Annotated in this window: 21 protein-coding genes, 1 tRNA gene and 1 pseudogene; 15 read left to right on the plus strand and 8 right to left on the minus strand. The window is 58.0% G+C overall.

Annotation, left to right across the window (positions count from 1 at the left end; all coding sequences use genetic code 11):
* Positions 1–25 precede the first annotated feature (25 nt).
* On the minus strand, positions 26–916 hold the full coding sequence (locus tag HMPREF9697_RS17165) for an N-formylglutamate amidohydrolase (protein WP_002718511.1): 891 nt from the start codon (positions 914–916) through the stop codon (positions 26–28).
* A 183-nt stretch (positions 917–1099) separates the two neighbouring features.
* Between HMPREF9697_RS17165 and cpdR the strand changes: the two genes are divergently transcribed.
* The 3 genes from cpdR (at position 1100) to HMPREF9697_RS17180 (ending at position 2761) form a co-directional block, all read left to right on the plus strand.
* Positions 1100–1468: a cell cycle two-component system response regulator CpdR gene (gene cpdR, locus HMPREF9697_RS17170; protein WP_002718512.1), complete on the plus strand. Its 369-nt coding sequence runs from the start codon at positions 1100–1102 to the stop codon at positions 1466–1468.
* 111 nt (positions 1469–1579) lie between these two features.
* Positions 1580–1654, plus strand: a tRNA-Val gene (locus tag HMPREF9697_RS17175).
* Positions 1655–1762: 108 nt separating this feature from the next.
* Positions 1763–2761 carry a tyrosine-type recombinase/integrase gene (locus HMPREF9697_RS17180; RefSeq protein WP_002718513.1) on the plus strand — a complete coding sequence of 333 codons (999 nt, stop codon included), beginning with the start codon at positions 1763–1765 and terminating at the stop codon, positions 2759–2761.
* Positions 2762–4206: 1445 nt separating this feature from the next.
* Here the strand turns inward: HMPREF9697_RS17180 and HMPREF9697_RS17190 are convergent.
* Positions 4207–4488, minus strand: a complete 282-nt coding sequence (locus HMPREF9697_RS17190) for a hypothetical protein (protein ID WP_002718515.1) — start codon at positions 4486–4488, stop codon at positions 4207–4209.
* 188 nt (positions 4489–4676) lie between these two features.
* On the opposite strand from HMPREF9697_RS17190, the gene HMPREF9697_RS17195 reads away from it, so the two are divergent.
* Complete coding sequence (locus HMPREF9697_RS17195; protein WP_040308001.1) at positions 4677–4922, plus strand: hypothetical protein; 246 nt, start codon at positions 4677–4679, stop codon at positions 4920–4922.
* A gap of 462 nt (positions 4923–5384) precedes the next feature.
* On the opposite strand, the gene HMPREF9697_RS17200 is transcribed toward HMPREF9697_RS17195, so the two are convergent.
* The gene (locus tag HMPREF9697_RS17200; protein WP_002718516.1) at positions 5385–6020 is read right to left on the minus strand and encodes an NrsF family protein; all 636 of its coding nucleotides are present in this window, start codon (positions 6018–6020) and stop codon (positions 5385–5387) included.
* Complete coding sequence (locus tag HMPREF9697_RS20600; RefSeq protein ID WP_002718517.1) at positions 6010–6522, minus strand: sigma-70 family RNA polymerase sigma factor; 513 nt, start codon at positions 6520–6522, stop codon at positions 6010–6012. Before HMPREF9697_RS20600 ends, HMPREF9697_RS17200 begins: the two co-directional genes overlap by 11 nt.
* A 199-nt stretch (positions 6523–6721) precedes the next feature.
* On the opposite strand from HMPREF9697_RS20600, the gene HMPREF9697_RS17210 reads away from it, so the two are divergent.
* From HMPREF9697_RS17210 to HMPREF9697_RS17225, 4 genes and pseudogenes are all read left to right on the plus strand, one after another.
* The gene (locus HMPREF9697_RS17210) at positions 6722–6979 is read left to right on the plus strand and encodes a pentapeptide MXKDX repeat protein (RefSeq protein ID WP_002718518.1); all 258 of its coding nucleotides are present in this window, start codon (positions 6722–6724) and stop codon (positions 6977–6979) included.
* Positions 6980–7041: 62 nt separating this feature from the next.
* Positions 7042–7857 carry a cytochrome b/b6 domain-containing protein gene (locus HMPREF9697_RS17215; RefSeq protein WP_002718519.1) on the plus strand — a complete coding sequence of 272 codons (816 nt, stop codon included), beginning with the start codon at positions 7042–7044 and terminating at the stop codon, positions 7855–7857.
* Position 7858: 1 nt separating this feature from the next.
* A complete protein-coding gene (locus tag HMPREF9697_RS17220) occupies positions 7859–8647 on the plus strand; it encodes a molybdopterin-binding protein (protein WP_002718520.1) in 789 nt (262 codons plus the stop codon).
* 120 nt (positions 8648–8767) lie between these two features.
* A pseudogene (locus tag HMPREF9697_RS17225) lies at positions 8768–9108 on the plus strand (Sir2 family NAD-dependent protein deacetylase); the annotation flags it as partial.
* A gap of 21 nt (positions 9109–9129) precedes the next feature.
* Here HMPREF9697_RS17225 and HMPREF9697_RS17230 read toward each other — a convergent pair.
* Both HMPREF9697_RS17230 and HMPREF9697_RS17235 read right to left on the minus strand, forming a co-directional pair.
* Complete coding sequence (locus HMPREF9697_RS17230) at positions 9130–10437, minus strand: amidase (protein ID WP_002718522.1); 1308 nt, start codon at positions 10435–10437, stop codon at positions 9130–9132.
* Positions 10438–10911, minus strand: a complete 474-nt coding sequence (locus HMPREF9697_RS17235) for a MarR family winged helix-turn-helix transcriptional regulator (RefSeq protein ID WP_002718523.1) — start codon at positions 10909–10911, stop codon at positions 10438–10440.
* Between the two features lie 172 nt (positions 10912–11083).
* On the opposite strand from HMPREF9697_RS17235, the gene HMPREF9697_RS17240 reads away from it, so the two are divergent.
* The 7 genes from HMPREF9697_RS17240 to HMPREF9697_RS21335 all read left to right on the plus strand — a co-directional run bounded on the left by HMPREF9697_RS17240 (position 11084) and on the right by HMPREF9697_RS21335 (position 18110).
* Entirely contained in the window at positions 11084–12598 is a 1515-nt protein-coding gene (locus HMPREF9697_RS17240; protein WP_002718524.1) for an ABC transporter substrate-binding protein, read from the plus strand.
* A 57-nt stretch (positions 12599–12655) separates the two neighbouring features.
* Positions 12656–13585: an ABC transporter permease gene (locus tag HMPREF9697_RS17245; RefSeq protein WP_002718525.1), complete on the plus strand. Its 930-nt coding sequence runs from the start codon at positions 12656–12658 to the stop codon at positions 13583–13585.
* Positions 13582–14481: an ABC transporter permease gene (locus tag HMPREF9697_RS17250; protein WP_002718526.1), complete on the plus strand. Its 900-nt coding sequence runs from the start codon at positions 13582–13584 to the stop codon at positions 14479–14481. The genes HMPREF9697_RS17245 and HMPREF9697_RS17250 overlap by 4 nt, the downstream gene beginning before the upstream one ends.
* 9 nt (positions 14482–14490) lie before the next feature.
* A complete protein-coding gene (locus HMPREF9697_RS17255) occupies positions 14491–15483 on the plus strand; it encodes an ABC transporter ATP-binding protein (RefSeq protein WP_002718527.1) in 993 nt (330 codons plus the stop codon).
* Positions 15474–16457 carry an ABC transporter ATP-binding protein gene (locus tag HMPREF9697_RS17260; protein ID WP_002718528.1) on the plus strand — a complete coding sequence of 328 codons (984 nt, stop codon included), beginning with the start codon at positions 15474–15476 and terminating at the stop codon, positions 16455–16457. Before HMPREF9697_RS17255 ends, HMPREF9697_RS17260 begins: the two co-directional genes overlap by 10 nt.
* 14 nt (positions 16458–16471) lie before the next feature.
* Entirely contained in the window at positions 16472–17704 is a 1233-nt protein-coding gene (locus HMPREF9697_RS17265) for a metal-dependent hydrolase family protein (protein ID WP_002718529.1), read from the plus strand.
* Positions 17705–17906: 202 nt separating this feature from the next.
* Positions 17907–18110, plus strand: coding sequence for a hypothetical protein (locus tag HMPREF9697_RS21335; RefSeq protein WP_002718530.1), 204 nt, complete (start codon positions 17907–17909; stop codon positions 18108–18110).
* 478 nt (positions 18111–18588) lie between these two features.
* Here the strand turns inward: HMPREF9697_RS21335 and HMPREF9697_RS17275 are convergent, their stop codons facing one another.
* Both HMPREF9697_RS17275 and HMPREF9697_RS17280 read right to left on the minus strand, forming a co-directional pair.
* Positions 18589–19248 carry a trimeric intracellular cation channel family protein gene (locus HMPREF9697_RS17275; protein ID WP_002718531.1) on the minus strand — a complete coding sequence of 220 codons (660 nt, stop codon included), beginning with the start codon at positions 19246–19248 and terminating at the stop codon, positions 18589–18591.
* A gap of 120 nt (positions 19249–19368) precedes the next feature.
* Entirely contained in the window at positions 19369–20631 is a 1263-nt protein-coding gene (locus tag HMPREF9697_RS17280) for a M20 family metallopeptidase (protein ID WP_002718532.1), read from the minus strand.
* Positions 20632–21032: the final 401 nt, after the last annotated feature.

Below are 21032 nucleotides of genomic sequence, written 5' to 3' on the forward strand. Positions count from 1 at the left end.
AGTCGCGTCGAAAGGGAGCCCGGAGTTACTCCGCCGCCGCCTCGAAGGGGCCGGAGGAATCAAAGCGCAGCGCCGTCAGTGCTTCTGCAAGAGCAGAGAAGTCGGCCGCGACTTTCCGGAATTGCGGGCCGCGTTCGCGCCGCCGCTCGTCCATGTAGATCGCGCGGTTGAGCTCGATCTGGATCGTGTGCAGGCTGCTTGCGGGATTGCCGTAATGCTCAGTGATGAAGCCGCCGGCATAAGGCTTATTGCGGCCGACGCTATAGCCGAGTGCAGCGAAGGTTTCTTCCACCGCGTCAGCGAGCATGCCTGCGCAGGATGTGCCGTAGCGATCGCCAAGCACGACATCGGGGCGGCGCTTGTCTTCGCGCGAGACGCCGATCGAAGGCATCGAGTGGCAATCGGCGACAATGGCGTAGCCGAACATCTGCTGCGCCTTGGTCGCGAGTCGCCGCAGCGCGCGGTGATAAGGCTTGTAGAGCAGGTCGATCCGCGCCAGCGCCTCGTCCACCGCAAGGCGTTCACGGTAGATTTCCTGCCCGTCGCCGACGACGCGCGGAATGGTGCCCAATCCGCCCGCGACCCGCATCGAGCGGGTGTTTGCGAAGCTCGGCAGCCGGTCGTCGAACATCCGGGGATCGAGTTCATAGGGTTCGCGGTTGACGTCGACATAGCAGCGCGGGAAATGCACCCGCATGACCGGAAAGCCCTCGTCGGCGAGGTGGCCGACGATCTCGTCCATGAAGGAATCCTCCGACCGGCGCAGCGCATCATGGTCGATGCGCGTCGCGGCGAGGAATTCAGCCGGGTAGACCGAGCCCGAATGGGGCGAGTTGAAGATGATCGGGGCGCGCCACGTCTCCGGTTCGTGAATTTCGAACGGAGGGGAAATTGCGTCGTCAAACTCGTCGATCATTGGACTCCCTCAGGCAGCCATGCACCGGCGCGGTGGCCGGGCGTGACGCCCTTCTCTATAGTATCGCGATTGTCCATAAAGGCTTCCATTCGGGCAAGAGCGAGGGCACCTTCACCCGAAATTTACCCTCTGTCGGTCAGATGGGGGAACCAACCGAAAATCCAACCCGGATGCCTGCCTGCCATGAATATCCAGCATAAAATCCTCTTGGCCGAAGACGATAACGACATGCGCCGCTTTCTGGTGAAGGCCCTGGAGAACGCCGGGTTTCAGGTCTCGTCCTACGACAACGGGCTGTCAGCCTATCAGAGGTTGCGCGAAGAGCCCTTTGAAATGCTTCTAACCGATATCGTGATGCCGGAAATGGACGGCATCGAGCTCGCCCGCCGGGCGTCGGAGCTCGACCCTGACATCAAGATCATGTTCATCACCGGCTTCGCCGCGGTGGCGCTGAATTCCGATTCGGAGGCCCCGAAGAACGCCAAGGTATTGGCCAAGCCCGTGCATCTGCGCGAATTGGTGAGCGAAGTGAACAAGATGCTGGCGGCCTGAGGCTGCTGGACCAGAAGATCTTGGGCGTGGGCAAGGCTGTGAACGTGCCTTGCCACCGCCTGCGTCAGCCGATATAGGATCGGCTTCCCGAACAGATGGACCGGTTGGACCGGGCGCGTAGCTCAGCGGGAGAGCACTTCCTTGACATGGAAGGGGTCACAGGTTCGATCCCTGTCGCGCCCACCACCCCGTAAGCGAATGAGTTTGCTGCGGATTTCCTCGGGCTCTCGGTTCTCTGACGATCTTCAACATCTCTGCTGGTCCCAAATTGGTCCCACTCAGCAGGAGATGTTTATGGCTTCAATCCGCAAGCACCGCGGCAAATGGCAGGTGCGTGTCCGCCGCGATGGCGTGGCTGTCTCCAAGAGCTTTCTCGTCAAGAAGGACGCGGAGTTATGGGCAAGAGACACGGAACTGAAGGCCGACAGGGCTGAACTGCCTCCAAATATCAAGCAGCTTGCTAGGATCACTCTGGCCGAACTGGTGATCCGATATCGCGACGAGGTTACTCCGAGCAAGAAAACCGCAGCGTCGGAGATCGTCGTGCTCAATGCCTTCCTGCGTCACGACATTTGTAAAAAGCGGCTGTCGGATCTGACCGTGGGTGATTTCAGCCGCTATCGCGATGAGCGCTTGAAAGAGGTCAAGGTCAATACGCTGCGTCGGCAGCTCAATCCGATCCAGAACATGTTCAAGATTGCTTACAAGGAGTGGGCTTTGCCCATACCGGTCAATCCCGTGCAAGCCATGGGGTTGAAAAACGAGGACGATGCGCGAGAGCGGCGCATAGAAGACGAGGAATGGGAACGTTTGATTGCAGCAGTGGAGGCCGCTCGTAATCCGCTGATCGAGCCTATGATGAGACTGGGCAGGGAAACGGGAATGCGCCGGAGCGAGATGCTACGGATTATCGAGCGGCATGTGAGTCTCAAGCGTCGCGAGTTGTTTGTCCCGCCCGGCAAGAACAACAAGGCGCGGACCATCGTTCTGACCCAAGAAGCAGTAAACATTCTTTCCAGACTGATTGGCGAGTCTGACAAGGATGGGCGGCTATTCCCGATGACCATACAGGCTGCCAAATGCGCTTGGCGGAGGGTGAGGGCACGAGCTGGGTTGGATGGCCACAACCTTCGCTTCCACGACATTCGGCATGAAGCTATCAGTCGGTTCTTTGAGATTGGTCTATCAATGCCAGAGGTGGCGAGCCAGAGTGGCCACAAGGATGCGAGGATGCTTCTACGATATGGCCATGCGATGCGATCGAGAATTCTGAGCAAGCTGGATCAGCATTGAACTGCTGTGGGCCATGGACTGATGTGGGGCGAAGGGCCGCACTGCGAACGAACCGCCCCCGGTTTCCTCGTCCGCGGCGCACATCGAAGGTGCGGCCCGTGTCCCGCAAGGCTTGCTGAACGATAGGGTAGGACAGATACCGACTCATGTTCTTCTGGAGCGAGACACCGGTGAGCTCTTGGATTTCCAGAGTGGTTATCTCTGATGCTTCTGTGGTGTAGAGGAAAGAGACAAGTCCTTTCACGCCTTGCTGCTTGGTCTGCTCCGGTGTTCGCTGGATTGTCAGCTGGGCGCCGGGGAACATGATGTCTTTATACTGGATGAGTCTTTCAAACTCGCCCGTGACATAGAGTCTTTGCTCCCCGCATTTTCCCTGCCCGTCGATATTCCGGGCATTACCTCTCATCGCAATCTGTTTCATCCAGCGCAGCAGATGGCCTTCTCGTATTCCCGCCAGCTCTTTACCTTTGGGGTTTGGACTTTGGAACGGAGCCAATGCAGACGACGTGGCTCGTTGCGCTCGCAATCCCAAACTGGTGCCGACCATGGCTCGCTTGGGAACGTGAAACTCACCGAACAGGAAGACCGCGCCAGCGTCCTTCCATCGGTTGGAGCCTATCCCTGATCCCCAATGGATGAAACAAACCATTCGTCCCTCGAGATCAAACGGGTGATTGAAGTCTCGATGACCGTTCGGCAGGTATTCATGATCCAGCAATCCTTTGTGAACCACGGCTAATACCTTCTCACCGGGTTTGCTGTTCTGCTTAATCGTTTCGATGATCCACTCGGCATATGGCTTGGCCTGTTTCGCTGTCTTGATGATCTGGTTGACTGTGGATCCTTTGCCACCGCAGCAGTACCGCGCGCTCGTCCGCCAGCAGGACCGTGAGTGGCATGAAGCGCGGCTCGGGGCCGATGGCTTCGGCGAAGGGTCGTCGTTTTGGCAGCACCGGGGATTGCCCGGTTCGAAACAATCCAGTGCCCCGGATTGAGCGCAGCGAAATCCCGAACCCACCCCATACACGAACGCAAACCCGGATTTCGTCCCCGCGGTCTGCGGTCTTCCTGCGACTTGGCTTTCCCCACTAGGGCGTGAACCATAAATCTGCCGGGCGGACGGCTTGTCAGAGTCCGCTATGTCTCGACGAGGTGCCTGCGCCATGCGCACAAAATGGACCGCTGATTGCGCTATGGTACCAGCTTTCTCTGAGGCGGTTCATCGGACTTGGCTGCATTGGAAAAACGAGCGGGAAGATCAGCGGAGCTCAAGCTGGCGTGAGGCGGTGGGCTCAAAGCGGCGAACGCAATCAGTTCGACCAGGATCGAGCCATAAAACGCAATCGAGCTAAGTCTCCATCCTCTACCAATTCGTCGTTCGTCTCTGGCCGAACGAAGGACGCACAAAATTGCCTGCACAATTGCGGTCAATGCGAACCTCTCGTTCAGTTCGAGCCATCACCGGTCAGAGGTGACCAGGACAAGTCATTTCCAAGCGCATCCGTCGGAACGATCGTCATGGTTGCGACTGCTGGAGCGGCAGCAGGCCGGGGTGAATCGACAAAAGCCTTCGCCGCTACGGCTGCGCCCATTGATCCGGATTGCGGCGTGTGGAAGGTCGCACCGATCAGCGCCACGGCTAACACGCCACCGATGATGAGCACGCCCGGAAGCCACTCAGTCGGTCCCCGACGGTGCTGTTCTGTATAAACTGCGAGCTTGGTCATGATCGCCTCCTGTGATGCCTCGACAGGAGTAAGCGCTTGCGCTTGCGGGGGCATCATCTGAACCGATGATGCCGTACCGACCGTGCAGTGATGGCGTGATATTGTTCCCGTCAGGCGAAGCGGAGCCAACTCGAATCGCAATGCAGGTCCGTCGCCCATACGGCACGACGCGTGGTGCAGATTGAGATGTGCCTCAGGCCCGCAGCGGCCTCCCGCATCGCGCACTCGATTCCGACGCCGATCCTTGCGCCAGAACTCTGATCGAGCGTTTCCACATTGATCCGCACCATCTGCCGATCATTCCCACTCCGAACGGCAAGCTGCTGCACAATCCGAGCGAAAACGAACTTGCCCGCTGTGTCGGCCTTGTGCGGCCGGTGGACGCCAGCAAGGTCTATGACGTCGCCATTGTCGGCGCCGGGCCAGCATATTGAGCTTTTGAACTAAGCGCTTCATTGCTGGCGCTGGAACGTCGCAATCATTGGTTATGAGTCCGGCACCACCTTCAGTCTCGCATTCAAACGCATGTTCGACAGCAGTCCGGGCCGCTACAGATGCAGTGCCTCGACAACGCTGCATGGCGAGGGTTCCAGTGTTCAATGTGGAAGGTCATCAAAAAACAGATAAACGGCGGCAATCTTACCGTCCCGGGCAATGATGAAATCGGTGCCTGCATCGGCCGGCGGCTTTCCACGAAGGCGAACCTCCGGGCCCGGCCGGGCGATGGATGATCGAGCGCTTGAAGGGGTCCTCGGCAGGTATCGCGGCGAGGGAAGCTTTATAGACGCGATGAGTGGAACGATCTTTGCTTAGAGTAAATACATTCAATTGGTTTATTCATCCAGGCTAGGCGACAAGCCTGACAAGGTTTGCTGCGGGAGGTTCGCTCTCCAAAATTACCAGCGCAACCACAACCGTCCGCTAATCATACCCAAAAGCCCTGCGCCCAGAACGCCAAGCGTGTACCAGAGCACGATGAAGAGAACGCCGGGCTCCGGACAATGAAATGAGTAGATGAATACGGCGGTCGCGCCCGAGGTAAGGCCTGCAGCAAGTCCGGCAAGCGATGGGTTAGCGGGTGCCAGCTTGCGCATCGTTGCGAGAAGCGAGGCCAGTAGCGGCAGAGAAATAAGGACGATCAGCCACGGGCATACTAAGGCTGTCGTGCCCCAGGCCAACATCTCTCGTTGATCAGGAGTGGTAATGCTCCATTGAAGTGCTGCGATGCCAGCAAGGCCCAAGACAGGAAGGGCTATTGCAGGCCATGGCAATTGGGCCTGCAATGGACGCGATAAGGCCGGGAGGGCACGGACCAGAATGGCGATCAACGAGACCGCGTATCCAAGCTTGCACCAGAATGCCAATGTCGTCGTCGCCAGCGCCAGGTCGTGACGGGGACCGAGCAATAATAAAGTGATAGCTGCCGCGACGGTAATGCCAACCCCGGCATGGCGCAGAAACAGCGCGTGCATCGCCTGCGGCGCAATTGGCTTCAGATCGGCAGTCAGCCTGTCGATCAGGTTATCTGTCATCTTCCTTGCCTCCAAACCGATGGGCGAGTGACGCCAGTCCGCGGTGGATAGCCACTTTGACGGCGCTCCCGCTCAAGCCGCTTGCGCGCGCGGCATGGTCGACCGACTGGCCTTCTATCTTGACCTTGCGGATCAGCTTGGCCGTTCGTCCGGAAACGCCGTCGAGCATGCGATCGACGTCTACGCGCGCCTCCGCCGCGTCCGTTTCGCAGGCCGCGGGAAGATCATCATCGAGAGGGCTGGTGGCGCGACGGCGCTGGCGGCGCAGGTGATCGATCAGTTTATGATGCGCTATGCCATTTACCCACGGCAGCAATTCCAGATCTCGATCATAAGTTATCCGCCGCAGGTGAACGGCCAGGAGCGTTTCCTGCACAAGATCCTCAACTTCAGAGAGCGCGCTGCCATAGATGCGCCGCGCGAAGTAAGATTTCAGAAATCGTGACAGTTTGTTGAGAAGCGCCCTGTAAGGCGCTTCCTCGCCCTCCAGTGCCAGCAGCATCAAGGCTTTTAACCTTTCTTCGTTTGAAGGGGGCAGCGTGTGTTGTCTCTCATTCATCGGAGTCTTCGCCGGGAGAATGGATAAGGTTACATGCACACCGGGACGATCACATGGGCGTGATCGATGTAACCATTTTTCTGCTTCAGCCGAATTCTCTCAGGTTAGCGCAGCAAGCGCCAGAACAAACAGGAGTATCGCAATGACCATCAGCAAAAACGTCGTTTTCCTGCCGGCCCTCGCCCTACTGGCCGGCATTGTCCTGACACCGGCGGCGTTCGCACAGGAGACGACGAAGCATGACACCATGAAGCCCGATACGATGAAGTCGGACGCCATGAAAGGCGATGCGATGAAGAACGACGCCATGAAGGGCGGCGCCGTGAAGGGTGACGCTATGAAGGGTGATGCGATGAAGCATGACACCATGAAATCCAACGGAACGAAGGCCGCTCATTAAGCTAACAGCCCGCCGGTTTTCAAACTGGCGGGTCGTCTTCCTTTCATAGGGAGGGAACGATCATGGGGCGGCTGATCTATCGTCAATCGTTCTGGACGCGGCTGACCCATTGGCTGTGGGCATTCGCATTATTCTTCATGCTTCTGTCGGGCCTGCAGATATTCAATGCCCGGCCACAACTCTATGTTGGCAAGGAATCCGGTTTTGGCTACGACAACACCATCCTCCAGATTGGGGCTGAAGACACCAAGAGCGGCCCGCGTGGCTTCACGAGAATCTTCGGCCACACCTTCGACACGACGGGCGTGCTCGGCTGGTCGGGACCGGCCGGTCGGGAAAGCGCCCGCGCATTTCCGTCGTGGGCGACGATCCCGTCGTATTATGATCTCGGCACGGCGCGGGTGATCCACTTTTTCTTCGCCTGGGTGTTGAGCGCAACGCTGCTGACATGGCTCCTGGCCGGTTTCATCAACGGCCATATTCGCCGCGATCTTATCCCTCGTGGCACTGATATCCGCAATCTGCCCCGCGATGTGGCCGCCCATTTGCGTCTGAAATTCCACCACGCGCGCGAGTACAATACGCTGCAAAAGCTTGCTTATGCCGGCGTTCTTTTTCTTGCCCTGCCGCTCATGATCCTCACCGGTCTTGCCATGTCGCCGTCGATGGATTCGATCTTGCCATGGCTCAACGAGGTGCTTGGCGGGCGGCAGACGGCGCGCACCATCCATTTCTCCGTGATGGTGCTTCTGGTGTTGTTCTTCATTGTTCATATGCTGATGATTCTGGCGGCGGGGCCAATCAATGAGCTGCGCTCGATCATCACCGGCTGGTATCGTGCCGACCAACCCAGCGGCGATGGGGAAAGGAGCACCTGACATGGCAAAAGTCCTCATCAACCGCCGCAAATTCCTTACCGCAGCCAGCATCGGCGCTTCCGGTTTTCTGCTTGGTGGCTGCGATGCCTTCGACGACCATCTTGGCGTCGGCAACGGATTGCGTTCGTTCCTCGAAGGAGCGAACAGCCTCACGCATCGCGCCCAGCGCCTGCTGACGCGCGACGCCTTGGCGCCGGAATTTTCCGAAAGCGACATCCGGCAACCAATGCGGCCGAACGGCGTCACCGCGCCGGACGACGATACGTACAAGTCTCTGCTGTCTAATGCCTTCGCCGATTGGCGATTGGAAGTGACGGGACTGGTGGAGAAGCCGTTATCGCTGAGCCTCCGTCAGCTTCAGGCCATGCCCGCTCGCACTCAGATCACTCGCCACGATTGTGTGGAAGGCTGGAGTTGTATTGCCAAATGGACCGGTACGCCACTGGTGTTGGTGCTCGATCAGGCAAAGGTGAAGCCTGAGGCCCGTTATGTCGTGTTTCATTGTCTCGACACGATGGACCGTGACCAATCAGGAGACATCAAATATTACGGCTCCATCGATCTGATCGATGCTCGTCATCCTCAAACCATCCTGGCTTATGGGCTGAACGGCAAACCGCTGCCGGTCGAGAACGGTGCGCCGCTGCGTGCGCGCGTTGAACGTCAACTTGGCTACAAGATGCCGAAGTACCTCGCGAGGATCGAACTGGTATCTTCTTTCGCGATGATCGGGGGTGGCCGTGGCGGCTATGGGGAAGACAGTGGCTACGACTGGTATGGCGGTATCTGAAGAAGCGCAGATTTTGGCGGAGTCTTTCACCAGAGGCATCGGAATCACAAGAAAACAATTACTTCAGCTTGATCCCGGGCGATGTCAGACTTGTTGCCCCTTAAATTGTAACACCCGGTGAGTCCATATGGTGATGCCGAGGTCGACCACATGGACTTCTCGCGCTTCGCCGTGCCTGATTGCCGATCATATGGCGGCATCTTGAAGCCGGACGTCGTGTTTTTCGGCGAAAGCGTCCCTCGAGACCATGTGACGCGGGTTATTGAAAGCCTGAAGCAGGCTGATGCTATGCTGGTCGTGGGATCGTCTTTGATGGTCTATTCAGGCTTTCGGTTTGCCAGGCGGCCGCTCAACTCAGCATTCCGATCGCTGCCGTCAATCTCGGCCGAACACGCGCTGACGACCTGCTAACGATGAAGGTCGAGGACCGCTGCGAGGTGGCGCTTTCGTTTCTTTTGTAACCGATTTCGATGAAGCTCAACCTAAGGGCGGGGCATCTCAATCACACCTGCGATCGACAACGCCTGACCTAGCAGCGTAGCGTCGGTCGCCGGCCGGCTGCAGAGCATGACGCCGAGTGGCAATCCGGATGGCGCCAGCCCTACAGGTACGGTGGCGATCGGCCCGCCAAGCGCGGTAAAGGGAATGATGTAGCGCGGATCGCCGGTTTTCATGCCTTCGGGCGCAATATCCGGAGCAGCCGGGGCGATCACGACGTCGATATCGGTACAGGCGTCCCAGAATGTGAGTTGCATCTGCAGAATGCGATGCAGCGCGTCGGCATAAGTGCCGTCCCTTATCGTCTTTCCGCGAATAATGGCGGCAAGCCAGGCTTCCGACACCTTGTCGGGATGCGTGGTCTCCAGCCCGCCGTAGATGTGGGACAACTCGTACTCGAGAACGGTCTGATGTAGTGATAGGGACGTCGCCAGATCGACGGCGGACTTGTGGGATGTCATCTGGTGTCCGGCCTCGCAGAGCTGCGTGCTGATCTTGCCGAGACTCTCACGTACCGCGGCATCCGCGTCCGTGAACAATGGGTCTTCTAGCATCGCAATGCGTAGCGGGTGGGGAGTGCGCGTATGCTTATAACGCTGCGGTTGAAGCGCGGTGCTCATAGTGGCGACATCGTTCATCCGATAGCCAAACCACCCGACAGTGTCGAAGCTCGGTGCAAGCTGGGTCAGGCCCGCAGTAGAAAGGTCTTGCGTGGTCGGCTTGAATGCTGCGATTCCGCAATAGGCGGCGGGGCGCACCACGGAGCCAGCCGTTTGAGTGCCGATACTGCAAACGGCCGTGCCGGACGCGACCGCGGCAGCTGAGCCTGCGCTAGATCCGCCAGGGGTATGAGAAGCGTGCCACGGATTGCGTGTCGGAGGCGGGCCTTCGAAATAGGCGTACTCGGTTGTATGCACCTTGCCCATTATAATGGCGCCTGCCGCACGCAGCATCGCCACGATATTCGCGTCCAGGGTGGCCGGCGCGCTGTTCTCGCGGCTTGCCGTCCCCGCCCGGGTTTGTTGCCCTTCGATATCGACGACGTCCTTAATCGCCACAGGAACGCCGTGCAGCGGGCCGCGATTGATGCCCTGCTGCATTTCGTCGCTACACGCGCGTGCCTGACACCGCGCAGCCTCTACGTCCAGCGACAGCCAGGCATGAATATGTGGCTCGACCGCCTCCGCGCGCTGCAGAATCGTTTCAAGAAAGCGCACCGGATCGGAAGCGCCCGATACAAAGCTGGATCGGATCGCGCTTATATCGCCTGGGTCATGGACGAACTGAGACACTCAATCTGTTCCTTCTTTACGACTGACGCGGGCCGGTTTGACGTCGTGAAGCTTATTGAGGAGCTTGATGAATTGAGCCTGCTCCTTCTCATTCAGGCGGCCATAGATGCTGCGTTCCACAACCAGCAGGCGAGGCATCATCTTCGTGTAAAAACGCTTCCCCTTCGCGGTTAAGGCAAGCACCTGAACACGCGCATCGGCCTGGTGCGATGTCCGCGAAATAAGCCCCATTTTCTGCAGCTTATGCACGGCCCGGCTGATCGTGTTCTTCGGTCGTCCTATCGCATGACTGATGTCAGTGGCGGTCCATCCCTCCCGTAGCTCGATACAGAACACCACCACCCATTCGTGCCATTGGAGCCCGTATTCCTTTTCGAGCATCGCCCCCAGCGTGGTGACGTAGCGGTTGGTGAGAACGTTCACGCGGATCGCAAACGGTGTCGGATTATCTATGAAGATCATCGGATGGGGCATGGGCTTGACCAAATTGATAACATGATATCGAATTAGTTCACAATGGAACTAATTAGGTGGAGCTACGAAAAATCAAACAAGTCCCATTCGGAACTAAATGGTTAGGGGCTGGCACAAGAATTGCTTCGTTAAGGGTGTAAACGCAAGGTCTATACGAGGGGAAATAACAACCATGATTGCTTTTAATAAGTGGATGGCCTGTTTGGGCCTCGCTGCCATGACGCTTGCCCCGCTCAGTGCTTCGGCGGGCCCGGATGGCCGTGTCGTGGTAGCGCAAGGCGTCTACCCGGTGAGTTTCGACCCTCATCGGGATGTCACCGTGCCGACCATCAACGCCAATGCCAACATCTATGACGCGCTTCTTGCGCGCGATTCCGATCTGAAGATTGTTCCCGCACTCGCCGAATCGCAGAACCGCATCAGCGATACGGTGCTCGAGCTGAAGCTTCGCAAGAATGTGAAATTCCACAATGGCGATGCGTTCAGTGCAAAAGACGTCAAGTTCTCTCTCGATCGCGTGCTCAACAAGGAAGAACGTTCGCCGCAGCGTGGCTGGATCAACACGGTGTCGTCCGTCGATATCGTTGACGATTACACCGTCCGGCTGACGACGTCGGTGCCGGATCCTGTTCTGCCCGCGCGCCTAACGCTGATCAACATTGTCTCGAAGACTTACTTCGACAAGGTCGGGCTTGAGGGCATTGCTGCTAATCCGGTGGGAACCGGTGCCTATAAGGTCGGTAAATGGGTGCGGGGTGATTTTCTTGACCTCGATGCGAACGAAAACTACTGGGCTGGCGCGCCACAGGTCAAGAAAGCGCAGTTCCGCGCCATTCCAGATGTTGCCGCACGTATTGCTGCTCTGCAGGCAAAGAATGTCGACATCATCACAAACTTGCCGCCGGATTATATCGCTGTGATCAAGAAGGCTTCGGGCCTACAGGTTGCGAGTGTTCCGAGCGCCCGCGTGCTGTTTTTTGGCCTTGTGAATACTGCTCCCGGTCCGCTGCAGGATCAGCGCGTCCGGCAGGCGATCAATCATGCCGTCAATGTCGACGAAATCGTCAAGAGCTTGTTGCTCGACAACGGAATCCGCGCTGGCGATGTCAATGGCCATATCTTGCGTCTGCTCGGCGTGGACTTCAAATCGAAGCTTTATGACTATAACCCGAAAAAGGCCAAGCAACTGCTCGCGGAAGCCGGCTTCCCGAATGGCTTTTCCATCGACATGGACACGCCGAACGGCCGTTACCTGATGGATCGTGACATTTCGCAAATCGTTGCGGCTCAACTCGGTGAGGTTGGCATCAAGGTCAATCTGAAGGTCCATGAGTGGGGCAACTACGCCCAGATGTTCACTACACATAAGGTGTCGCCAATATACATGTTGGGCTGGGCGCTCCCCAGCATGGACCCCGATCAGTGGGCGACGCCGCAGTTCGGCGCAGGCGAGCCAGTGTCGAACTTCGACGACAAGGAAATCCAGGCTCTTGTTGTCGAAGCGCGCCAGGAAATGGACGCTGACAAGCGCAACAAGCTCTACGAGAAGCTGAACAACATGGTGCATGACAAGGCCGCCTGGCTCTTCATGCATCAGCAGATCGACCTCTATGGTGTGAACGCCAAGCTGGACTGGAAGCCGCGCGCCGACGAAAGTTTGCGGCTTGCCGACGTCAAGCTTCGTTGATCCGGCTCTGACAGGGCCGTCCATTCCGGGCGGCCCTGCCTCTGGAGACCTACTTCGATGATCAGTTACCTGGCGAAGCGCCTCCTTCAGGCTCTGCTTGTTCTGCTTGGGGTGATGACACTCGTTTTTTTTCTGCTGCATCTGTCCGGCGACCCGACGCAATTGCTTTTGCCGATGGACGCAAGCGCAGAGGAGCGCGCTGCATTTCGTCTGCGTATGGGATTCAACGACCCGCTACCGTTGCAGTACATTCGCTTCGCGTTCGACGTCATTACCGGGAATCTCGGGTTTTCTTATCGGCATAGTGAGCCAGCCGTGCGTATGGTGCTCGATCATTTACCGGCAACCTTCCAGCTCACCGGCACGGCGTTGCTGATTGCCACGTTTCTGGCCGTCCCGATCGGGGTGATTGCCGCCGTCAAACGCGGCAGCGCCCTGGATTCGATCGCGATGGGCTTTGCTCTTTTGGGACAGGCGATGCCGGTTTACTGGCTTGGACTGATGCTGATCCTGTTGTTCTCCGTCCAGTTGCAATGGCTGCCTTCCGGCGGGCGTTCGGGTTGGGAAACGCTGATAATGCCAGCCGCAACGCTTGCGGTGTTCTCTATGGCAAGAATCGCGCGCATGACGCGTTCAGGCATGCTGGATGTTCTCAGTCAGGATTATATCCGCACCGCGCGCGCGGTAGGCATCCCGACTCAGACGATCATTTTTAAATTCGGCCTGCGGAATGCGGCGATTCCGCTCATTACGGTGATCGGTCTTGAATTCGGCGTGCTGCTCGGCGGTGCCGTCATCACCGAGACCATCTTCGCTTGGCCGGGCGTCGGCCGCCTTGCTGTCGATTCGATTTTCGCGCGTGATTATCCCGTAGTTCAGGCCGTAGTGCTCGTGCTTGCGTCGATCTTCGTGCTGATCAACATCACGATCGATGTTCTCTACACCTATATGGATCCGCGCATTCGCGAAGGCGGAGGTTTCAAATGAGCTCATCCGCCAGTTCGATGTCGGCATTGTCCGGGGTCTTTGCTTGGTGCAGGAAGTCGGCGCTGTGCCGTATTCTTCGGCGTAGCAGCGGAGCTATCGGCCTTTCGATTCTCTTCGTCATGATTGTGATGGCTGTGCTGGCACCGGTACTCGCACCTCATGATCCGAATGCGCAGAGCCTTTTGATGCGCATGAAGCCGCCGGTTTTTGCCGGCGGCACCTGGAATCACATTCTGGGCACCGACCATCTCGGCCGCGATCTGCTCAGCCGGGTGATGTATGGCGCGCGTGTTTCGCTCTTTATTGGCTTTTCGACATCTCTGATCGCCTGCGTGATCGGGACTGTAGTGGGAATCGCCTCGGGCTTTTATCCCGGAATGATCCGCTCCGCGCTGATGCGGATCGTCGATGTGTTTCTGGCGATTCCCTATATTCTGTTTGCTGTGGCCGTGGTTGGCGCACTTGGTGCGGGCATCACTAATTTGATCATGGTGCTTGCCTGCACGCGCTGGGTACAGTTTGCCCGTATTGTTTATGGCCAGACGCTGTCGGTGCGCGAGAAGGAGTATGTTGAAGCGGCGCGTGTGCGTGGTAACAGCCAGTTTCGCATTCTCGCCGTACACATCCTGCCGAACGTGTCTACGCCGGTCATTGTCGTGATGACCCTCGAATTCGCTTTCATGATCATTATGGAATCGGCGTTGACCTTCCTTGGCCTTGGTGTGTCGCCGAGCACGCCGACATGGGGTTGGATGCTCGCCGAAGGCAAGGACTACATGAGCATCGCCTGGTGGCTCTCCGTTGTGCCGGGCATTGCCATTGTCGCGACCGTGCTCGGCATCAATCTGTTCGGCGATGCTTTACGCGACACGCTCGACCCCCGTTTGAAGCTTTGAGGTCGGATCATGAGCAATCAAGATAATATTCTGCTTAATGTCGAAGATCTCAGTGTTGCGTTCCGCACCGATCATGGGTCGGCGAACGTGGTGCAGGGCGTGTCTTTCAAGATGCGCCGCGGCGAGATCATGGGACTGGTGGGCGAATCCGGGTCGGGAAAGAGCGTTACTGCTCTGGTCATCATGGGTCTCTTGCCGAAGGCCGTTGCGAAGGTCAGTAGCGGTCGTGTTTTGCTCGACGGGCAGGATCTGACCAAAATGTCGGATCGCGACATGCGCAAGCTGCGCGGCCCGCGGGTCGGAATGATCTTTCAGGAGCCACTCACGGCGCTCAATCCAGTTTTTACGGTCGGTTCGCAGATTATCGCCGGCATTCGTGCGCATGAGCCTGTGACTAAGCGGGAAGCCCATGCGCGTGCGGTTCAGCTGCTTCAGCGCGTCGGCATCCCTGAACCTGCTCAACGCATGGAAGCCTATCCTTTCCAGATGAGCGGCGGCATGCGCCAGCGAGCCATGATCGCAATGGCGATTGCCTGTTCACCTGACCTTCTGATCGCCGATGAACCTACCACCGCGCTGGATGTCACTATACAGGCGCAGATTCTTGATCTGTTGCGAGAAATCCGTGACGAGATGGGAATTTCGATCCTGTTCATTACGCACGACCTCGCGATCATTTCCGAGCTCTGCGATTCCGTCGCTGTGTTCTACGCGGGCGAGATGCAGGAGCGCGGATCGGTCCGGAAAGTCTTCGCAGCACCGCACCACCCCTACACCAGCGGCCTTCTCTCTTGCATTCCGGACGTCGCGCGGGGCGAGCGCCTGAAAGCCATTGAGGGCCACCCACCGGCGCGGCTAAGCGATGTGCCGGGCTGCCGGTTCGCGCCGCGATGCCCGAACGCAATCGATCTTTGCTCTCAGGTTCATCCGTCGATCGAGCGCCTGCCCGATGGCGCGGAGACGCGGTGCTTCCGGTGGAAGGAGATTCAGGCATGCAACTGAGCATCCGCCATCTGAAGAAGTCATTTATGCTGCCGCAGCGAAACGGTTGGGGCGTGGAGCGCAAATATGTGCACGCGGTCAACGACGTTTCGCTCTCGATCGGCAATGGTGAAAGCTTCGGCATTGTCGGCGAGTCCGGTTCGGGAAAATCGACTCTGGCGCGGCTCATTCTTGGACTCGAACAGCCGACGGACGGCAGCATCGAGCTCGATGGACGCGACGTCGCGAATCTCAGCGACAAGGAGCGCCGGAGCTACTGGAAACGAGTGCAAATTATCTTTCAGGACCCGTTCAGTTCGCTGAACCCGCGGATGCGGATCGGCGACATTCTGGCGGAGCCGATCCGCAATTACGATGTGGTGACCGGAGATCTCACCGGGCAGGTTGAGGATCTGCTCAATCTGGTCGGCCTGCCGTCGACCGCAACGAACCGCTATCCGCATGAGTTGAGTGGCGGGCAACGTCAGCGCGTGGCGATTGCCGCGGCGCTGGCCGTCAAGCCCGACATCCTTCTTGCGGACGAAGCCGTGTCGGCGCTCGACGTGTCTGTGCAGGCGCAGATCATCAATCTGCTCTCGGACCTGAAGAAACAATTTGGCCTGACTTACATCTTTATCACCCATGACCTCAATCTCAGCTCCTATTTCTGCGACCGCGTTGCGGTGCTGTATCTAGGGCAGATCATGGAGGTCTGCGCGTCAGATGTGCTGCTAGGGAGTCCGGCGCATCCGTATACGCAGGCCTTGATCTCGGCGGTTCCGGCGGTCGATCCGGCTAAGCGCAAGAACCGGACGAAACTGACGGGCGAGATACCAAGCCCCATCAATCCGCCGAAGGGCTGTCCTTTCCACCCGCGTTGTCCGCTCACGATTGCAAAGTGCAGCGAGGCGCGACCTCCCGTTGTCGATATCGGCGGGGGACATCTCGCCGCCTGCCACGTCGTCAGCGAACGCCTCGCGCAAGGCGCGATCTAAAGTACGAGATTATCATGAAGATCAAGAATGCACAGGTCTGGCTGGGCGGCAACGAACTCAAGCAGGTGGATATCTGTATCGAAGACGAGTACTTTGTCGATCTCGCGGAATTCGATCCCACGACCGAGGTGGTCGATGCGAAGGGGCTGACGATTCTTCCCGGCCTCATCAATGCTCATGTCCATTTTTGTCTCGACGGCAGCAACGACAGTGTTCCGCGTCTCGCCGCCGAGCCACATCTTACCACCGCCTATCGTGCGGCGGCGGCGGCCGAGGCAACGTTGCGCGCGGGAACGACAACGGTGCGTGACGTCGGCTGCTCCGGCCAGATCGGCATCTATCTGAAGAAGGCCATTGATGCAGGGTTTGTCCGCGGGCCGCGAATGCTCGCCTCGGGCCCATGCATCGTCATGACCGGAGGTCACAACCGTTTCATCGGTGTCGAAGTCGACGGTGTTGATGAAGCACGCAAGGTCGCGCGCCAAAATCTGAAAGCGGGTGCCGATTTGATCAAGGTCGTCTCCACCGGCGGTGTGATTACCTCCGGTGTAGAACCTGAACATGTCCAGCTCAGCGCCGAGGAAATGCAGGCGGCGGTCGATGAAGCGCATAATTGCGGCAAGCATGCTGCCTCTCACGCTCAAGGCGAACAAGGCATTGCCAATTCGCTGAAAGCCGGCGTCGACACCATCGAGCATGGAATTTATCTGACGCCCGCGCTGATCGAGACCATGCTGAAGCAGGGTTCGGCGCTGGTCCCGACCCTCACGCCGATGCGGCGCATCCTGCTCGGGTGCGGCCAGGAGCGGTTGCCCGATTACGCCGTCGAAAAAATGCGCCGGACATCGGAGCCGTGGCTCGACAGTTTCCGCGCGGCCATTGCGGCGGGCGTTCCCATTGTCGCCGGGACCGATGCCGGTACGCCTGGTAATCCGCACGGTTCTGTCGCGGTGGAAGTGAAATTCATGGTCGAGGCCGGAATGACAGAGGAACTGGCGCTCAAGAGCGCCACCAGCGTCGCGGCGAAGGCGATCGGCCTTGGCGACAAGGTAGGACAGATTCGTCCTGGCTTTCACGCCGACCTGATCTTCGTGCGTGGCAACCCGCTCGAGGATATCCGCGCGTTGGATAATCTCTGTGGCGTTATGAAAGACGGCGAGATGATCTGGTTCAATCCGGATGCGTCTGATGGATCGATCGCGAAGGGCTGGCTGGACGTCGAAGCTTTAGTAGTATCCATCTTGTAGATTAGCGGGCCAATTTATACGAAGCGACTTGAGCGCCTAGCCGGCGTCGATAGATCGATCGATGATTTGAAGGGCCTTAGGGAAGGAGTACTCACTCAAGATGATCTGAAAGGAATGCAGGCGAGCGTTGTGTTTGCTTCAGCCGAATAAGAGTTCGCTTTGGCCGGGTAGCCTTTGGATGTTTCTTAGTTGGAATGGGTGCATGCTTTCGCGTATCAGCACAAATAAGCAATCCGCGCTCAACGCGAAGCTGCCGCGCCTTTGTCTTTCGCGGCTGCAAGGTGATCTGGATCTGCCCCCTTTGAAGTGGTCCTCCCTGAAGTATATGTTTCGGATGGAGGATAAGATCGATGGTGTGGGAGAGAAATACAGCGGAAGAGATCGTTCCGAAGCTGCGACAGGTTGATGTGCTGATGACGCAAGGTCGACAGCATTCTCAACAAGAAATCCCTGTTTTCTCTTGTTGCTTCCCTGATCCGTAGAGCCGTAAATTTGCTTCAACACAATGAAATTGTTATCTTTTTCGGTAGTCGCTTGATCGGATTTGGGCTGTTCTGATAGAATTCCCTGTTAGTGCCCATATGGCTGTGAATTAGGGCTTAGAGACTGGTTCGAATAGGACTGTCGCGTCCACCATCTTTTTCAAGATGTTAGCCGGTTGGGGCCATTCGCCCGTCGGGGCGATTTCCACTCGGCCTCCACGCCGGAACGGCGCAAATATCCCATGCGGATAAGCTGTCATTATCCGGCACACGGCTTCCCCACGTTACTCCGAAGATAACGCTGATGGGCGCACAACCGTTGACATTGCCCGCTGCAATCATCCCGGACGAGCGCAATCTTCTTTGCAGTGCCCGTGCGGCTGTGCCCCGCATCTACGGATTTTATTTGTCGTCTGGCGAATTGTTTTTCGCGCGCTGCTGCGCCGAAAGATAAGCGATGGGCAGATGCCAGCCGTGTCTGATGGCCATATAGCGTAATCCCAGGCACAAAGTTCCGCCGACGATAGCAGAGGTGCCGTAAGGAAGGCCAAGCATGTGGCCGATGACAACAACCCCAGCGGCGGCGAGAGCCGCAACGGCATAAAGATCGGAGCGTAAAACCTGAGGGATTTCCATCAGAAGGAGATCACGTGTCATGCCGCCGCCGATACCTGTCAACATTCCGAGGAGTGCTGACATAACAGGGCTCAGTCCAAATGAGATCGCCTTTTGCGCTCCTGCGACAGCAAAGAAAGAGAGCCCGATCGCATCAAACAATAGCACTGGCGTACGAAGGCGGTCGACGCCGGAATAGAGGAAGAAGGTAATAAGCCCGGCCAGAACTGACACGAGCAAATATGGGCTAGCAGTCAAGGCGGCTGGCGGCACAGCGCCGATCAGCACATCGCGCGTGATGCCGCCGAAATTTCCCGCGACGAAAGACAGAACGAGAATGCCAAAAATATCCAAACGGCGATTGACCGCGGCGACTGCCCCACTGATCGCGAAAACGAACGTGCCTCCAAGATCAAGAATGTGAACGAAAGTCTCAATCGTGATCATCAACATCCTGTCGGGAAAGGCTTAACGAGACGAGCCAAAGGCAGGCGCTCCGGCAAACCAATGGATATGCAGCCTCGGTACAAGCTTACAAACAATGTAATCCCAAAGCATCCCTCGGCGTTAGTTCGGCCGAAGCCACGCCAGTGCGCCCACAACGAGCGCCTCAACTCCGGTCTCCAGGGTAGGGTGCAAGACTGGCGCGAATTTCGGGCTGTGATTGACCGGAAGCTCGTTCAGTTGGCCTGCGGCTTTGGCCTTGGCGTAGACTTGAGGATCGTTGCCGCCCACGAACCAGAAGACGGATGGCACCTGCCAGGCGGTGCCGAAGCAGCCGAAGTCCTCGCTGGCTGGGGCAGGTCCGGTATGTTTGACCCGTTCAGGTGAGAAATAGCCGCGAAACGCTTCAGCGATGCGATTGCTCGCGGCTTCGTCGTTGACGTTGAGCGGGTAACGGTCGAGCGGCGTGATTTCGGGCTTTCGTGGCGCACCCGATGCTTCAGCCTCGGCATTGACGATCCGTTCGATCGCCGCAAGCACATGCTTGCGCACACCGGCATCGAATGTTCTCACATTGAGCTTGATAATGGCTTCATCGGGAATGACGTTCTCTTTTGTGCCTGCTTGAAGCACGCCGACGGTAATTACTGCCGCGTCGGCTGCTGCAACTTCGCGGGAGACGACGGTCTGGAGTCGCAACACCACGGACGCCGCCATTACGACCGGATCGATGCTTGCTTGCGGCATGGAGCCATGGGCGCCGCGACCGAACAGGCGGATTTGCAGGCTGTCCGCTGCAGACGTGATCGGTCCAGCGCTTCCGGCGAGGGTCCCTGCGGGACCGACCATGACGTGCTGGCCGAGCACGACTTCAGGCATCGGGAAGCGCTGCAGCAGGCCGTCGTTGATCATGGCCTGGGCGCCTTGCGCAGTTTCTTCGCCGGGCTGGAAGAGGGCCATCAACGTGCCTTGCCAAGCATTCCGAGTCTGCGAGAGCAATGTGGCCGCGCCCACCAGCCAGGCGACGTGCATATCATGCCCGCACATATGCCCGACCGCGACGGTGTTTCCCTCGGCGTCTGTCGCGGAAACTCTGCTGGCATAGTCGAGGCCGGTGTTCTCGGCGATCGGTAATGCATCCATGTCGGCGCGCAGCATCACGGTTGGCCCCTCGCCATTCCGGAGCAAGCCGACCACGCCTGTTTTGCCGACACCAGTTGTCACTTCAAAGCCAGCTTTGCGCAGCCGGTCTGCGGCGATGCTCGCCGTTCGTATCTCCTGCATCGACAATTCGGGATGGGAGTGGACGTCTTTGTAGAGTGCCTCCAGATCGGGGAGCAGCTTGTTCAGATTCGACAGAACGATGGATGCGGTACCTTGAGCCATGATGATCTGCTCCCGCTTGCGTAACCAGATAGGGGAACTCGGCTCGTTACAAAAAGTTCTTTTGCCCGCTGGTGGCGTGAGTCTTGTGGCAGGCGGGATTGTCGTGCCCGCTTCTGCGGCCCGCGGGGCTGTTCAGTGCTGCACCATCGGTTGCGGGTGACATTGGACTGGTGCCCCAGAAAAGGGACCTGACTATGTGAGCGCGGAAGCCCAGGCGATGGTATTTGCCGGCGTTGGCCCTGCCCCACACGACGAGATTCTTTCGCCATATACGCCGCTGCTAAGAGCGCATCCGGGGAACGGACATCGCTCCAGGCCTCTCGTATTTCATATTCCGGATTGCTGCCGCAGATTTTACTGCAACCGCGAATGCGGGACGGCTTGACAATCAGAATAGCTAC

Source organism: Afipia felis ATCC 53690 (genome assembly GCF_000314735.2).
GTDB lineage: Bacteria > Pseudomonadota > Alphaproteobacteria > Rhizobiales > Xanthobacteraceae > Afipia > Afipia felis.